The organism is Agromyces sp. NPDC058064 (genome assembly GCF_042885275.1).
GTDB lineage: Bacteria > Actinomycetota > Actinomycetes > Actinomycetales > Microbacteriaceae > Agromyces.
Genome location: NZ_JBHVSE010000001.1, coordinates 1,224,116 through 1,238,570, shown reverse-complemented (window position 1 = coordinate 1,238,570; position 14,455 = coordinate 1,224,116). Strand labels below are relative to the sequence as shown.

The following is a 14,455-nucleotide window of genomic DNA, read 5'->3' as shown; positions in this document are numbered from 1 at the left end:
GGTGCCACCGCACACCGCAGACACCGTCGTCGAACGGGTGGCCGAGGCGCTGCGCGCCGAGATCCTGAGCGGAGCGGTCGCCCTCGGCTCGCCGCTGCGCGAGGAGGCGGCCGCCGAGCGCTTCGGGGTGTCGCGGCACACGGTGCGCGCGGCGTTCCAGCGGCTCGTCGCCGAGCGGCTCGCCGTGGCCGAGGCGTACCGCGGGGTGCGGGTCGTGAGCTTCGACCCCGACGAGATCGTCGCGCTGCAGCAGCTGCGGGCCGCGCTCGAGGGCGAGGCGGTGCGGATCGCCGGCGAACGCTTCGGGGCCGCGTGGCCCGAGGAGGTGCTCGCGCCGGCCGCCGCGGTGCTCGACCGCCTCGGTGAGATCGCGGCGGCGGCGCCGGGGGCCCGGCCCACCGCCGTCTCGGCGCCGGCCGTCTCGGGCACCGAGGCCGACGACGGCACCGAGGCCGACGACGGCATCGACGCCGACGACGGCATCGAGGCCGACGACGGCATCGACTGGCTCGAGGTCGAGCGGCTGCACGCCGACCTCCACCGCGCGATCGTCGCGGCCTCGTCGAGCCCGCGCATCATCGAGGCGCACGATGCGCTCGGCAGCGAACTGCTGCTGTTCCTGCTGCACGTGCGGCCGCACTACACGCTCGAGGGGCTCATCGCCGAGCACCGCGAGCTGCTCGAGGCGGTGCAGCAGCGCGGCGCCGAGGCCATGCGCGAGCACCTCGCGCACTCGACCGAGCTGCTGCTCGAGAGCTGAGCAGGGCGCTACGCGGTGATCGCCGCGTACCAGATGAGCAGCATCGTCACGAGGAAGCCGACGACGTAGTTGATCGCGAGGAAGTGCCGCCATCCCGCGTTCGCACGGCCCGACTCGGCGTCGCTCACCGAGGCGAACGGTGCCGCGGCGGCGAGGTAGGGCGTGACCAGGAGGGCCGCGAGCGGCCCGGGCCACGCGGTCGCGAGCATGAGCAGGCCGGCGATCGTCCACGCCGCGATCGCGAAGCGCACCGTGCGGCGGGCGCCGAGCACGGTCGCGATGGAGGCGATGCCGCCCTCGCGGTCGGGCACGATGTCCTGCACGGCGCCGAAGGCGTGGCTCGCGATGCCCCACGCGAGGAACGCCGCGAGCAGCGCGAGCAGTTGCGGCGTGAACGTCGCACCGGCGAGCACGAGCCCGTAGACGGCCGGGCTCACGAAGTGCACGCTCGAGGTCAGCGAGTCGAGGAACGGCACCTCCTTGAAGCGGAGCCCGGGCACCGAGTACGCGGCGACGGCGAAGAGGCTCACGGCGAGCACCGCCCAGGAGGCGGGACCGCCGAGGAGCACGAGTGCGATGACGAACGGCGCGCACAGCGCGACGGCGGCGACGATCGTGAGGCGGTGCCGGCCGGGCTCGAGCAGCGCGCCCTCGACCCCGCCCTTGCGCGGGTTCGCGGCGTCGGAGGCGTAGTCGAACACGTCGTTGATGCCGTACATCGCGAGGTTGTACGGCACGAGGAAGAAGATCGTGCCGACGACGAGTGCGACGTCGACCTCGCGCGTCGTCAGCAGGTACGCCGTCGCGAACGGGAAGGCCGTGTTCACCCAGCTCAGCGGGCGCGAGGCGGTGACGAGCTCGGCGACGACGCCGCGGCGGATGTCAGTGCGCACGGTCGGGCTCCCGGGGGACGAGGAGGTTCCAGAGGCCACTCAGCAGGAGCACGCCCGCGATCGGGTAGGCGAAGTCCTCGATCGGCGCGAGGCCGATGCGCACGCCCCAGATGTGCGCATCGCTGTAGCCGAACAGCCCGGTCGCGATCATGACGGTGTCGAACACCGCGGTCAGCACCACGAGGGCCGCAGCGGTGACGAGCACCGCACGGAGGTGGCCGCGCGGCGCGCGCCGCCATCCGACGGCGGCGACCGCGCCCGCGACGAGGAGGAAGACGAGCGAGAGCAGGGCGTAGGTCATCGTCGCGCGTCCGTTGCGCGTGCCGTCGTCGGTGCACCCGGCGCACCCGGTGCACCCGGCGCCCCGGATGCTCGCCGCGCCTCGCGCGCGGCGAGCACGCGCAGCGTTCCCGTGTAGAGCACGAGCGTCAGGTAGCAGAGGAAGGCGAGGAAGACGAGCTCCTCGAGCGGAAGCTCGGGGGCCAGCAGCACCCCCGTGCTCACCGGGTTCTCGCCCCGGTGGAAGATGCCGAGGCCGATGCCCGCGAGATCCCAGGCGAGGAAGAACGCGAGCCCCAGGCCGAGCACGATCGCCGCGCGGCCGCCCCGACCCGGTGCGGCGAACACGAGCCGGAAGCGCAGGTCGAGCAGCACCATGCAGGCGAGGCCGCCCACGAGGATCGCGAGGTACACGAGGCTCATGCCGGCACGCTCCGCACCGTCGGCTCGGGCAGCGGCCCGGTGCCGCGCTCGCCGCGGATCGCCTTGAGCACGAGCTCCGCGCTGATGAGGCACATCGGCAGCCCGATGCCGGGCACCGTCGTCGCGCCGGCGAAGTACAGGCCCTCGACCGTCGGCGACGCGGTGCGGCCGCGGAAGAAGGCGCTCTGCCGCAGGACGTGGGCGGGCCCGAGCACCGAGCCGCGCCACGAGTTGAAGTCGTCGACGAAGTCGGCAGGGCCGACGGTGCGCCGCACGACCACGCGCTCGGCCAGGCCGGTCTCGCCCGTCCAGGCGGCGATCTGCGCGATCGCGGCGTCGGCGACCCGCTCGACGGCGGGGTCGCCGGCCCCGTCGACACCCCCTCGGCCGAGACCCGGGTCGGCGGGCACGGGCACGAGCACGAACAGGTTCTCGTCGCCGGCGGGCGCGACGGAGGGGTCGCTCGCGCTCGGCATGCAGACGTAGAGCGACGCCGGGTCGGGCACGGACGGCGAACGGCCGAAGATGCTCGCGAAGTTGCCCTCCCAGTCTTCGGTGAACAGCAGGTTGTGATGCGTCAGGCGGGGGAGGCGGCCGCGCACGCCGAGCATCACGAGCACCGCGCCCGGCCCCGGATCGGCGCGGCGCCACGAGGCGTCGGAGCGGCTGCGCAGCTCGGGCGGCAGCAGGGCCTGCTCGGTGTGATGGAGGTCGGCGGCCGAGACGACGAGGTCGGCCTCGGCCGTGCGCTCGGCACCCGAGGCGTCGAGGTACCGGATGCCCCGTGCGGCACCCGACTCGACGACGATGCCGGTCACCCGAGCCTTCGTGACGATGCGCGCCCCCGCCCGACGGGCGAGCCGGCCGATGCCGTCGATGAGCTCGCGGAACCCGCCGAGCGGGTACCGCACGCCGTCGTCGAGGTCGAAGTGGCTCATCAGGTGGTACATGCTCGGCGCGGCCTGCGGCGAGGTGCCGAGGAACACGGCCGGGTAGCCGAGCACCCGGCGGAGCCGCTCGTCGCGGAAGCGGGCCGCGACGAAGCGGTCGAGCGGCTGCAGCAGCAGCCGAGCGAGCCGGCCGAGCCGACGGAGCACCGGCGCAGACACGAGCGCGCCCGCCGAGGAGAAGTCGGTGTACAGGAAGTGGTCGACCGCGAGGCGCGCGGTCTCGCCGGCCGAGTCGAGGTGGCGCTCGAGCGCCTGCCCCGCCCCCGGCTCGATCGACTCGAAGGCCGCGACCGAGCGGGCGCGGTCCGAGCCGAGGTCGAGGTGACCCGGCCGCCCCTCGAAGAAGACCCGGTACCCGGGGTCGAGGCGCACGAGCTCGAGCTCGGCGGCGGTCGTCGTGCCCATCATCCGGTAGAAGTGCTCGAACACCTCGGGCATGAGGTACCACGAGGGCCCGGTGTCGAAGCGGAAGCCCGAGGCGTCCCAGCGGCCGGCGCGACCGCCGATGGTGCCGCCCTGCTCGTACACCGTGACCTCGTGCCCGTCGCGGGCGAGGAGCGCCGCGGTCGCGAGGCCGGCGATGCCCGCGCCGATCACGGCGATGCGCGTCATGCCGGGACCCCCACCGGCGCGGTGGTCGCGACGGGATGCGGCCGCGAGGCCGCGGCACGGGCGAGCAGCAGCAGCTTGCGGCCCGCGGGCACGCTCACCCGGACCGTGAGCAGCTCGTCCGCCGGCGTGCGCCGCAGGCGCACGGCGAGGGCGGAGAACAGCGCGTGGGCCGCGGCGACGGCCCGGCGGCATCCGCCGGGGAGCTCGCCGACGACCTCGCCGGCGATCGCGAGGTCGCGATCGATGTCGTCGAGGAGGCGGTGCTTGTCGGACTCGCCGAAGTCGCGGGGGTCGACGCCGGGGAAGTAGCGGCGGTCGAGCGACCCGACGTCGTCGGCGAGGTCGCGCAGGAAGTTGATCTTCTGGAAGGCGGCGCCGAGGTGGCGCGCGCCCCGCTGCCAGCGCGCATCGCGCTCGTCGTCGGCGGGAAGCCCGTCGCTGAACGCGCGCAGGCACATCAGCCCGACGACCTCGGCCGAGCCGTAGACGTACTCGCGCAGCTCGGTCTCGTCGAACGCCACCGGATCCAGGTCGCGGCGCATCGAGGCGAAGAACGGGCGGGTCAGCTCCGCGCCGAAGCCCGTGGCGCGCGCCGACTGGGCGAACGCGTGGACGACGAGGTTCGAGCTGTAGCCCCTGGCCATCGCCAGCTCGGTCTCCACCTCGAGCGCGTCGAGCAGCTCGCGCCGCTCGGTCGCGTCGAGCCCGGCCTCGGCGGCGGGGCCGTCGACGATCTCGTCGGCGATGCGCACGAGGGCGTAGAGGTCGGCGAGGTGCGTGCGGATCGCGGGGGAGCACAGCCGGCTCGCGAGGCCGAAGGAGGTCGAGTAGCGGGAGATCACCTGCGCGGCGCTCTGCCGCGCGGTGCGGTCGTAGAGCGCGAGGCCCGTCGGCGCGCCGGCGTTCATCGCGCACGCTCCACGCAGTGCCGGGCCGTCGCCGTGAGCGAGGCGGTCAGCCGGGGCGGCAGCCCCGCGCGCTCGACGGCGGCGACCGCGTCGTCGCATCGCTCGTCGATGAGCCGCTCGACGCGCTCGCGCGCGCCGCTCGACTCGATCGCCTCGCGCAGGCGTCGTGCGCCCGACTCGTCGAGCTCGGCGCAGCCGAAGTCGGCCGCGACCTGCTGCCACGACGCGTGCTCGCGCGCGTAGGCGATCAGCAGCGTCTCCTTGCCCTCGCGCAGGTCGCCCACCACCGACTTGCCGGTGACGTCGGCCGCGCCGAACACGCCGAGCACGTCGTCGCGCAGCTGGAACGCGACGCCGAGGTGACGGCCGATCTCGCCGAGCTCGAGCACCGTCTCGGCGGGCGCCCCGCCGAGCACGGCGCCCGCCTGCAGCGGGGCGCTGAACGAGTACGAGGCCGTCTTGTGCTCGATCATCGCGAGGATGTCGCCCTCGCCGGGGGCGCCGCCCGACTGGCGCACGTCGGCGTGCTCGCCCGCGGCGGCGAGGAAGACGCATTCGTCGAGGATGGCGAGCAGCAGCTCGCGCACGCCGACCGTGGCGTCGAGGCCCGCGACGATCCGGTGCGCGCCGCTCAGCAGCAGGTCGCCCGCGAGGATCGCCGACGCCTCGCCGAGTTCGTTCGCCCGGGCGCTCGAGAGGCCCCGGGCGAGGCCCTCGATCGCGAAGCGGCCGGCGACGTTGGGGGCGCCGCGGCGCACGAGGTCGTGGTCGATGACGTCGTCGTGCATGAGGAACGCGGTGTGCAGCAGCTCGAAGGCGGCGGCGAGCCGCACCGCCTCGGCGGAGTTCGGGCTCGCGAAGGCTCCGTGGGTCTCGAGCACGAGCGCCGGCCGGATGCGCTTGCCGCCGGCCGCGCCGTCCCGGGCCGCCTGCCAGAGGAGGACGTAGTCGCGGCCGTGGCTCGTCGCGCGATCGACGCGCTCCGCGAACCAGCCGTCGAGGTACTCGTCGACCGCGGCGCGGTCGGCGAGCGGCCGGTCGAGCGTCGCGCCGATCATGAGGCGATCGCCTCGGGTGCGGCGTGGGCGCCGAGGAACGGCAGCAGTCGCGCCTGGAGGACGAACCACGGGCTGAACGCCCACGGCGCGTGCTCGATTGCGAGGGCGAGTCGCTCGAGCTCGACCCAGCGGTGGTCCATCACCTCGCCGGGGTGCGGCTCGGGCGTCGACGTCGTGGTCGCGGTGTAGACCGGGCACAGCTCGTTCTCGACGACGCCCGAGGCGTCGGTCGCGCGGTAGTGGAACGTCGGGAGCACGGGCTCGATGCGCTCGAGCTCGAGTCCGAGCTCGAACTCGCCGCGGCGCCGGATCGCGTGCACGAGCGTCTCGGCGGGCGCGGGGTGGCCGCAGAACGAGTTCGTCCAGACGCCGGGCCAGGCCTGCTTCGCGAGGGCTCGTCGCGTGACCAGCAGCTCGCCGCGGTCGTTGAAGACGTGGCACGAGAAGGCGAGGTGCCTGGCGGTGTCGGCGCCGTGCACGCTCGACTTCGGCGCCCGTCCGATGGGCCGATCGTGCGCGTCGAGCAGCACGACCTCTTCGATGTCGTCGGCTCCCATGCTCGCTCCATCCGTCGGGATCGCGGCCCCGCGATCTTTTACTGCCTTGGCTAGTAAACAGCTTAGCGAGAATAATGCCGAGTTGGCTAGAATCAACTCATGGCAGCAGAGGGGGAGCCGCGGCACGACGTGCGGGCGGGCATGCACGACCCGCGCATCTTCGACGGCGCGGGCGAACTCGTCGATCGCACCGGTCTCGACGACGCCGAGGTCGACCAGATCGTGCGGGTCATGCAGAGCCTGCGCGGCTGGCACGACGCCGCGCGGCGCATGAGCGAGGTCTCGAGCCGCTACATGAAGCTCAACGAGACCGACATGCGGGCCCTGCGCTTCCTCATCGCCGCGCGCAACCAGGGCGAGATCGCGACCCCGGGCGCCCTCAGCGAGTACCTCGGCATCTCCAGCGCCTCGACGACGAAGCTCCTCGACCGGCTCGAGCGCGGCGACCACATCACCCGGTCGCCCCACCCGACCGATCGCAGGGCGCTCGCCATCACCGTTACCGACGAGACCCGGGCGGTCGCCCGCGAGTCCGTCGGACGCCTGCACGCCCGGCGGTTCGCGGCGGCCGCCGCGCTCGAGCCCGAGGAGCGCGAGGTCGTCATCCGGTTCCTCGACGCGCTCAGCGCGACCGAGCTCGACCTCGAGCACCCGCACGACGGCTGAGACCGGCGCTCACTCCTCGGGGCGCGCCCGCTCCCACGACGCGACGGGCCCGTCGACCACCGCGAAGAGCGGGTGGGCCTCGGGAGCGCCGACCTCGGCCCAGCGCACTGCGAGCTCGGGGCTTCGCGCCTCGAGCTTCGCCATCAGGTGCCGCCACTCGAGTGCCAGCTGCCCGGTCGAGACCTCGATCGCGACGGGCGGGGCGCTGCGCCGGTGCACCTTGGCCGCGTCGAAGCGGTAGCCGCGTTCGCCCGCCTCGGCGGCGACGGCCGCGAGGTAGTCGCCGATCGCCCCGAGCGGGTCGGCCGCCTCGCGGAACCGCTCGAGCTGCGGGTGGTTCGTGTAGCCGCGGGTCGCCCCCTCGAGCACCGCCTGCGCGAGCAGCGTCTCGCGCCAGCAGGCGGTGAGGCCCTGCCGGTCGAGGTAACGGGGATGCACCGACCAGATCCGCATGGCAGGCAGCCTATGCCGAGCCGGCGGGCGGCCCGGGCGGGCGGCGCGGCCGCGAGGCATCCACCCGCTTTTGGCCGTTCGAAGAGAAAGGGGGAGACTGGAGGCATGTCTTCCCCCGCTGCCGAAGCGGCAGCCGACGCGTTCCAGAACAATTCCGATGCTGCAGGGGCCGACGGCCAGCAGTCGCCCGAGGGCTACACGGTCTTCGCGGTGCTCCGTCGCGACCCCGCCCGTCCCGACGACTTCGACGGGCACGACGTCCGCCGGGTCGTCGAGGAGCTCGATGGCGTGATCTCGCTCGTCGAGAACGAGGGCGTGACCCTCCGCGGCATCTACGACGTCTCCGGCCTGCGCGCCGACGCCGACGTCATGCTGTGGCTGCACGGCCCGACCGCCGAGGGCCTGCAGTGGGCCCTGCGCGAGCTGCGCCGCGCCCGCCTGCTCAAGGCGCTGCTCCCGACGTGGAACGCCATGGGCGTGCACCGCGACGCCGAGTTCAACAAGGCGCACGTGCCCGGGTTCCTCCGCGGGCTCGAGCCCAAGGCGTGGATGACCGTCTACCCCTTCGTGCGCAGCTACGACTGGTACCTGCTCGACCCCGCCGAGCGCAGCCGCATGCTCGCCGAGCACGGCCGCAAGGGCGCCTCGTTCCGCGGCGCCATCGCGAACACCGTCAGCGCCTTCGCCCTCGGCGACTACGAGTGGCTGCTGCCGATCGAGTCCGACGAGCTCACCGAGCTCGTCGACATGATGCGCGAGCTCCGTGCCACCGACGCACGCATGCACGTGCGCGAAGAGGTGCCGTTCTACACCGGTCGTCGCATCACGACCGCCGAACTCGTGGAGGTCCTGCAGTAATGGTCGCGACCAACCTCGGATCCACCGGAGCGGAGGGCGCCGCTCGCGGCCGCAAGCCCGGCCCCGCGGCCTCCGCCCCGTGCGCGCAGGGCGCGATCGTCCCGGGGGCGACCCCGGCGGCCCAGCAGGGTGCCGAGCACGTCACCGAGTCGGTCGCCTACGACGCGATCCTGCTCGCCGGATTCGGCGGCCCCGAGGGCCAGGACGACGTCATCCCGTTCCTCCGCAACGTGACGAGCGGGCGCGGCATCCCCGACGAGCGCCTCGAGGAGGTCGCGCACCACTACCGCCACTTCGGCGGCGTCAGCCCGATCAACGAGCACAACCGCGAGCTGAAGGCGGCCCTCGAGGCCGAGCTCGCGAGCCGCGGCGTCGACCTGCCCGTGCTCTGGGGCAACCGCAACTGGGACCCCTACCTCAACGACGCGCTCGCCGAGGCGAAGGCCGCGGGCCACACGAAGCTCATCGCCATCGCGACGAGCGCCTACAGCTCGTACTCGAGCTGCCGCCAGTACCGCGAGGACTTCGCCGACGCGCTCGCCGACACCGGGCTCGGCGACGTGATCCAGATCGACAAGGTTCGCCAGTTCTTCGACCACCCCGGCTTCGTGCAGCCCTTCGTCGAAGGGGTGCGCGACGGCATCGCGCGCCTCCTGGAGCAGAACCCCGGCCTCGAGCGCTCCGCCATCGAGGTCCTGTTCGCGACCCACTCGATCCCCTCGACCGACGCCGCGAAGTCGGGCCCGGCCGAACGGGGCTTCGGCGAGGGCGGCGCGTACGCGGCCCAGCACCTCGCCGTCGCCGAGGTCGTCATGCGCGAGGCCGGCGCCGACGACGTGGCGTGGCAGCTCGTCTACCAGTCGCGCTCCGGCCCTCCTTCGATGCCGTGGCTCGAGCCCGACATCAACGACGCGATCGCCGAGCTCCCGGCCGCGGGCCGATCGGCCGTCGTGATCGTGCCGCTCGGCTTCGTGAGCGACCACATGGAGGTGCTCTGGGACCTCGACAACGAGGCGCTCGAGACCGCCGGCGAGCACGGGCTCGCCGCCGTGCGCGTGCCGACCCCCGGCACCCACCCCGCGTACGTCGCCGGCCTCGTCGACCTCGTGCTCGAACGCGTCGAGGGCACCCCGGTCGCCGAACGGCCCGCCGTCACCGAACTCGGCCCCTGGTACGACGTCTGCCGCCCGGGCTGCTGCGAGAACGTGCGCCTCGGCTTCCGCCCGGCCCTCGCGGGGATCGCACCGTGACCGTCATCCGGGTCGGCACCCGCGGCAGCGCACTCGCGATGGCGCAGACGCGCCAGATCTCCGAGCGGATCGCGAAGGCCGCCGGGGCCGAGATCGAGCTCGTGCCGATCACGACGCAGGGCGACACCTCGCGCGCCTCGCTCGCCTCGATCGGCGGCACCGGCGTCTTCGCCGCGGCGCTCCGCGAGGCGCTGCTCGCGGGGGAGTGCGACCTCGTCGTGCACTCCCTGAAGGACCTGCCGACCGCCGAGCACGCCGGCCTCCGCCTCGGCGCCGTGCCGAAGCGGGTCGACGCCCGCGACGTGCTCTGCGCCCGCGACGGGCTCACCCTCGCGACGTTGCCCGAGGGCGCCCGCGTCGGCACCGGCTCGCCGCGGCGCATCGCGCAGCTCGGCGCCGCTCGCCCCGACGTCGTCGCGGTCGACCTCCGCGGCAACATCGACACGCGCCTCGGCAAGGTCGAGTCGGGCGAGCTCGACGCGGTGCTGCTCGCCGCCGCGGGCCTCGGCCGGCTCGGGCGGCTGGATGCCGCGACCGACCACCTCTCGCTCAGCGACTGGCCGACCGCACCGGGCCAGGGCGCCCTCGCGATCGAGGTGCGGCGCGAGCGCGGCGACCGCGACCTCGAACGGGCGCTCGAATCCATCGACCACCCCGTCACGCGGGCGACCGTGCTCGCCGAGCGCCTCGTGCTCGCCGGGCTCGAGGCCGGCTGCGCCGCGCCGGTCGGTGCGACCGCCTTCCTCGAGGACGAACTTCTGTTCCTGACGGCGAGCGTGTACAGTGCCGACGGGACGCGGCGACTCACCAGCTCGCACGCGGCCACCCCCGAAAGCCGCTCGGCCGCCGATCTGGCGGATGCGGCACGCGACGTCGCAGACCGCGCCGTCGACGAACTCCTCGGCAACGGCGCCGCAGACCTCGTTCCCCCTGAGGAGCAGCCGTGACTGAATTCGAACCGATGACGGGCGCCATCAGGCTGCCCGCATCGGCCGGTGCCGCCAAGCCGCTCGCGGGCTGGCGCGTGCTCGTGCCCCGTGGCGGGCCCTGGGGGGACGGCGTCGCCGCTGCGCTGCGTTCGCGCGGAGCATCCCCGATCATCGCGCCCCTCATCAACTTCGCCCCCGCCGACGACCAGCCGGCGCTCGAGGCCGCCCTCGCGAAGCTCGCCGCGGGCGGATTCGACTGGCTCACCGTCACGAGCGCGACGACGGTCGACGTGCTCTCCTCGTACGGCGCCGTCATCCCCGAGACGACGAAGGTCGCAGCGGTCGGCGAGACCACCGCTGCCGCGCTCGTCGCCGCGGGGTACCACGCCGACATCGTCCCGGCCGAGGACAACTCGGCGCGCGGCATGCTCGAGGAGTGGGAGGCCGCGACCGACGGCGCGGCCGGCCTGCGCGTGCTCGCGCTGCGCTCGGCGATCGCGAAGCAGGTGCTCTCGATCGGCCTCGAGCGCATGGGCCATCACGTCGAGGCCGTCGTCGCCTACCGCACGGTGGGCGTGCCGGTCGCCGAGAAGGTCGCCGCCGACGTGCGTGCGGGCCTCGTCAACGCCGTGCTCGTCACCTCGGGCAGCGTCGCCGAGCAGGTGCAGAACCAGCTCGGGCCCCTGCCCGAGTCGACGCTCGTCGCCGCGATCGGCCCGCAGACCAAGAAGGACGCCGGCGCCGTGGGCCTCCGCGTCGACGTCGTGGCGCGCGAGCGCTCGGCCGAGTCGCTCATCGACGCGGTCGTCGACGCGGCGACCGCGCTCGCGTAGCCGCTTCGCTGCCGCTGCCCGCTGCCCGCCGCCCGCTGCCCGCTGCCCGCCGCCGCTCACCGCTGCCCGCTGCGCGTGCAGGAGAATTGCGCTGAGCGGCCCGAATCCCGCCCTGCCAGTGCACTTCTCCTGCAGAAGCAGCGGCGGAGGCGGCGCACAGCCTCGCGCGCGTAGGCTGGTTCGGTGAGTTCCACGCCTGCGCCCCGCGTCCGCCCGCGCCGACTTCGCGAGACCCCGGCCCTGCGCCGCCTCGTCTCCGAGACCCGCCTCGACCCCGCCGATCTCGTGCTGCCGATCTTCGTGCGCGAGGGCGCCGTCGCGCCCCTGCCGATCGCCTCGATGCCCGGCGTCGTGCAGCACTCGCTCGAGAGCCTCCCGCAGGCGATCGAGGAGGCCGCCGCGGCCGGCGTCGGCGGCGTGATGCTCTTCGGCGTGCCCGCGGTGCGCGACGCCCGCGGTTCGGGCGCGACCGACCCCGACGGCATCCTGAACGTCGCGACCCGGGTCGCGACCGAGGCATCCGCCGGCCGTCTCGTGGTGCAGACCGACCTCTGCCTCGACGAGTTCACCGACCACGGGCACTGCGGCGTGCTCGACGAGCGCGGCCGCGTCGACAACGACGCGACGCTCGAGCGGTACACCGCGATGGCGCTCGCCCAGGCGCGCGCCGGCTCCGAGCTGCTCGGTCTCAGCGGCATGATGGACGGCCAGGTCGCCGCCGTGCGCGATGCGCTCGACGACGCCGGCCACCAGGACGTCGCGCTCCTGGCCTACTCGGCCAAGTACGCGAGCGCGTTCTACGGGCCGTTCCGCGACGCCGTCGAGTCGACCCTCGAGGGCGACCGTCGCAGCTACCAGCTCGACCCCGGCAACCGTCGCGAGGGCCTCCGCGAGGCGATGATCGACATCGACGAGGGTGCCGACGTCGTCATGGTGAAGCCCGCGGGCGGCTACCTCGACGTGCTCGCCGACGTCGCCGCCGCGAGCGAGGTGCCCGTCTGGGCCTACCAGGTCTCAGGCGAGTACGCGATGGTCGAGGCGGCCGCCGCGCACGGCTGGATCGACCGCAAGCGCGCCGTCATCGAGTCGGTGCGCTCGATCAAGCGGGCCGGCGCCGACGTCGTGCTCACCTACTGGGCCGTCGAGCTGGCCGAATGGATCCGCAACGGAGAAGCCGCATGAACGCCACGAACGCCGAACTCTTCGCCCGCGCGCAGGCCGCGATCTCGGGCGGGGTGAACTCGCCGGTGCGCGCGTTCCGCTCGGTCGGGGGCACGCCGCGCTTCTACGTCTCGGCGAAGGGCGCCTACCTGACCGACGCCGAGGGTCGCGAGTACGTCGACCTCGTCGCCGGGTGGGGGCCCGCGATCCTGGGGCACGCCGACCCGCGGGTCGTCGAGGCGGTGCAGGATGCCGCGGCCAGGGGTCTCTCCTTCGGCTCGTCGACGCCCGCCGAGACCGAGCTGGCCGAGCTCGTCGAGGGGCGCGTCGCCCCCGTCGAGCAGCTGCGGCTCGTGTCGACGGGCACCGAGGCGACGATGAGCGCGATCCGGCTCGCGCGCGGCTTCACCGGTCGCGACCTGCTCGTGAAGTTCGCCGGGCACTACCACGGGCACTCCGACGGCCTGCTCGCCGAGGCCGGCTCCGGCCTCGCGACCTTCGCCCTTCCCGGCTCGGCCGGCGTGCCAGCCGACATCGCCGCGCTCACGCTCGTCGTGCCCTACAACGACCTCGACGCGCTCGGCGCCGTCTTCGCCGAGCACGGCGACCGCATCGCGGCCGTGATCGTCGAGGCGTCGGCCGCGAACATGGGCGTCGTGCCGCCCGCGCCCGGCTTCAACCGCGCGCTCGTCGAGCTCGCCCACGCCAACGGCGCGCTCGTCATCAGCGACGAGGTGCTCACGGGCTTCCGCGTGTCGGAGGCGGGCTGGTGGGGGCTCGAAGCCCGCGCCGAGGCCTCCGCCTACACCCCCGACCTCATGACCTTCGGCAAGGTGATCGGCGGCGGCATGCCCGTCGCCGCGCTCGGCGGCCGCGCCGAGATCATGCAGCGGCTCGCGCCGCTCGGGCCCGTGTACCAGGCCGGCACCCTCTCGGGGAACCCGGTCGCGGTCGCCGCGGGCATCGCGACCCTGCGCGCCGCGGATGCCGCGGTCTACGAGCGGCTCGACGCCGCCGCCGCGACGATCAGCGCGGCGACGTCGGAGGCGCTCGCCGCCGAGGGCGTCGCCCACCGGGTGCAGCACGCCGGCAACCTGTTCAGCTTCGTCTTCGGCGAGGCGCTCGCGGGTACCGAGGTGCGCGACTACGCGACGGTGCTGCGGCAGGAGTCGTGGCGCTACGCGCCGTTCTTCCACGCGATGCTCGACCGGGGCGTCTCGCTGCCGCCGTCGGTGTTCGAGGCCTGGTTCGTCACGGCCGCGCACGACGACGCCGCGATCGCGCGCATCGTCGACGCGCTGCCCGCCGCGGCGAAGGCCGCCGCCGCAGCGACCCCCGCCTGAAGGCGGGTGGCCGGGCGGCGGATGGGGCAGTATTGAGGGCATGGCGAAGCTCCGAGTGCACAGCGACCGGGTCGAGGTCCACCTCACCGCGGCCGAGAAGTCGCTCGCGCTCCGCGGCGCCGACCTCGTGGTGCAGCGCGACGACATCCGATCGGCGACGATCACCGACGACCCGTGGATCTGGATCCGAGGCATCCGCCGTCGCGGCACCGAGGTGCCGCTCGTCGTGGCCGTCGGCGTCTGGAAGTACCACGGCGGCAGCGACTTCGTCATCGTCAAGGGCAAGCGGCAGGCGGTCGTGCTCGAGCTCGCGGGCGGCGAGTTCGCCCGCATCATCCTCAGCACCAACCACGCCGCCGAGCTGATCGACCGGCTGCGGCTGACGCCGCTCGACGAGTCGTCCGACCCCGCGGGCGAGTAGCGCGCGGCGGAGTGTTCCACAGCGGATTCGGCGGCGACATCCGCCTCGTTTAGGATGTCCCCCGGATGTCGCGGCACGGCCGCGCCGCCGCCGGGGGCCCT

17 protein-coding genes are annotated in these 14,455 nt (G+C 74.0%); 9 read left to right on the top strand and 8 right to left on the bottom strand.

Features of this window, described 5'->3' with window-relative positions:
* Window position 1: 1 nt before the first annotated feature.
* Window positions 2-760 (top strand): GntR family transcriptional regulator, encoded by a 759-nt coding sequence (locus ACFVSL_RS05740; protein ID WP_386939257.1) that lies wholly within the window; start codon window positions 2-4, stop codon window positions 758-760.
* 8 nt (window positions 761-768) lie between these two features.
* On the opposite strand, the gene ACFVSL_RS05735 is transcribed toward ACFVSL_RS05740, so the two are convergent.
* Genes ACFVSL_RS05735 through idi form a run of 7 tightly spaced genes read right to left on the bottom strand, consistent with a single transcriptional unit; the run spans window position 769 to window position 6,440 of the window.
* On the bottom strand, window positions 769-1,653 hold the full coding sequence (locus ACFVSL_RS05735) for a prenyltransferase (protein WP_386939255.1): 885 nt from the start codon (window positions 1,651-1,653) through the stop codon (window positions 769-771).
* Complete coding sequence (locus ACFVSL_RS05730; RefSeq protein ID WP_386939254.1) at window positions 1,643-1,954, bottom strand: lycopene cyclase domain-containing protein; 312 nt, start codon at window positions 1,952-1,954, stop codon at window positions 1,643-1,645. Before ACFVSL_RS05730 ends, ACFVSL_RS05735 begins: the two co-directional genes overlap by 11 nt.
* Window positions 1,951-2,355 (bottom strand): lycopene cyclase domain-containing protein, encoded by a 405-nt coding sequence (locus ACFVSL_RS05725; RefSeq protein ID WP_386939253.1) that lies wholly within the window; start codon window positions 2,353-2,355, stop codon window positions 1,951-1,953. Before ACFVSL_RS05725 ends, ACFVSL_RS05730 begins: the two co-directional genes overlap by 4 nt.
* Window positions 2,352-3,917 carry a phytoene desaturase family protein gene (crtI, locus tag ACFVSL_RS05720; protein WP_386939251.1) on the bottom strand — a complete coding sequence of 522 codons (1,566 nt, stop codon included), beginning with the start codon at window positions 3,915-3,917 and terminating at the stop codon, window positions 2,352-2,354. Before crtI ends, ACFVSL_RS05725 begins: the two co-directional genes overlap by 4 nt.
* Entirely contained in the window at window positions 3,914-4,825 is a 912-nt protein-coding gene (locus ACFVSL_RS05715; RefSeq protein ID WP_386939249.1) for a phytoene/squalene synthase family protein, read from the bottom strand. The genes crtI and ACFVSL_RS05715 overlap by 4 nt, the downstream gene beginning before the upstream one ends.
* A complete protein-coding gene (locus ACFVSL_RS05710) occupies window positions 4,822-5,883 on the bottom strand; it encodes a polyprenyl synthetase family protein (protein WP_386939248.1) in 1,062 nt (353 codons plus the stop codon). The genes ACFVSL_RS05715 and ACFVSL_RS05710 overlap by 4 nt, the downstream gene beginning before the upstream one ends.
* Complete coding sequence (idi, locus tag ACFVSL_RS05705) at window positions 5,880-6,440, bottom strand: isopentenyl-diphosphate Delta-isomerase (protein WP_386939247.1); 561 nt, start codon at window positions 6,438-6,440, stop codon at window positions 5,880-5,882. Before idi ends, ACFVSL_RS05710 begins: the two co-directional genes overlap by 4 nt.
* A gap of 99 nt (window positions 6,441-6,539) precedes the next feature.
* Between idi and ACFVSL_RS05700 the strand changes: the two genes are divergently transcribed.
* Window positions 6,540-7,106, top strand: a complete 567-nt coding sequence (locus ACFVSL_RS05700) for a MarR family winged helix-turn-helix transcriptional regulator (RefSeq protein ID WP_386939245.1) — start codon at window positions 6,540-6,542, stop codon at window positions 7,104-7,106.
* 9 nt (window positions 7,107-7,115) lie between these two features.
* On the opposite strand, the gene ACFVSL_RS05695 is transcribed toward ACFVSL_RS05700, so the two are convergent.
* Window positions 7,116-7,559 carry a pyrimidine dimer DNA glycosylase/endonuclease V gene (locus ACFVSL_RS05695; protein ID WP_386939243.1) on the bottom strand — a complete coding sequence of 148 codons (444 nt, stop codon included), beginning with the start codon at window positions 7,557-7,559 and terminating at the stop codon, window positions 7,116-7,118.
* A 105-nt stretch (window positions 7,560-7,664) separates the two neighbouring features.
* Between ACFVSL_RS05695 and hemQ the strand changes: the two genes are divergently transcribed.
* The 7 genes from hemQ to ACFVSL_RS05660 all read left to right on the top strand — a co-directional run bounded on the left by hemQ (window position 7,665) and on the right by ACFVSL_RS05660 (window position 14,354).
* Window positions 7,665-8,417, top strand: coding sequence for a hydrogen peroxide-dependent heme synthase (gene hemQ, locus ACFVSL_RS05690; RefSeq protein WP_386939241.1), 753 nt, complete (start codon window positions 7,665-7,667; stop codon window positions 8,415-8,417).
* Window positions 8,417-9,667: a ferrochelatase gene (locus ACFVSL_RS05685; protein WP_386939239.1), complete on the top strand. Its 1,251-nt coding sequence runs from the start codon at window positions 8,417-8,419 to the stop codon at window positions 9,665-9,667. Before hemQ ends, ACFVSL_RS05685 begins: the two co-directional genes overlap by 1 nt.
* Window positions 9,664-10,614, top strand: a complete 951-nt coding sequence (gene hemC / locus ACFVSL_RS05680) for a hydroxymethylbilane synthase (protein WP_386939237.1) — start codon at window positions 9,664-9,666, stop codon at window positions 10,612-10,614. The genes ACFVSL_RS05685 and hemC overlap by 4 nt, the downstream gene beginning before the upstream one ends.
* 14 nt (window positions 10,615-10,628) lie before the next feature.
* Window positions 10,629-11,429 (top strand): uroporphyrinogen-III synthase, encoded by an 801-nt coding sequence (locus ACFVSL_RS05675; protein WP_386939334.1) that lies wholly within the window; start codon window positions 10,629-10,631, stop codon window positions 11,427-11,429.
* A gap of 183 nt (window positions 11,430-11,612) precedes the next feature.
* Window positions 11,613-12,611, top strand: a complete 999-nt coding sequence (gene hemB, locus ACFVSL_RS05670; RefSeq protein ID WP_386939236.1) for a porphobilinogen synthase — start codon at window positions 11,613-11,615, stop codon at window positions 12,609-12,611.
* Window positions 12,608-13,933, top strand: a complete 1,326-nt coding sequence (gene hemL / locus ACFVSL_RS05665) for a glutamate-1-semialdehyde 2,1-aminomutase (RefSeq protein ID WP_386939234.1) — start codon at window positions 12,608-12,610, stop codon at window positions 13,931-13,933. Before hemB ends, hemL begins: the two co-directional genes overlap by 4 nt.
* A 40-nt stretch (window positions 13,934-13,973) precedes the next feature.
* Entirely contained in the window at window positions 13,974-14,354 is a 381-nt protein-coding gene (locus ACFVSL_RS05660; protein WP_386939233.1) for a hypothetical protein, read from the top strand.
* Window positions 14,355-14,455 lie beyond the last annotated feature (101 nt).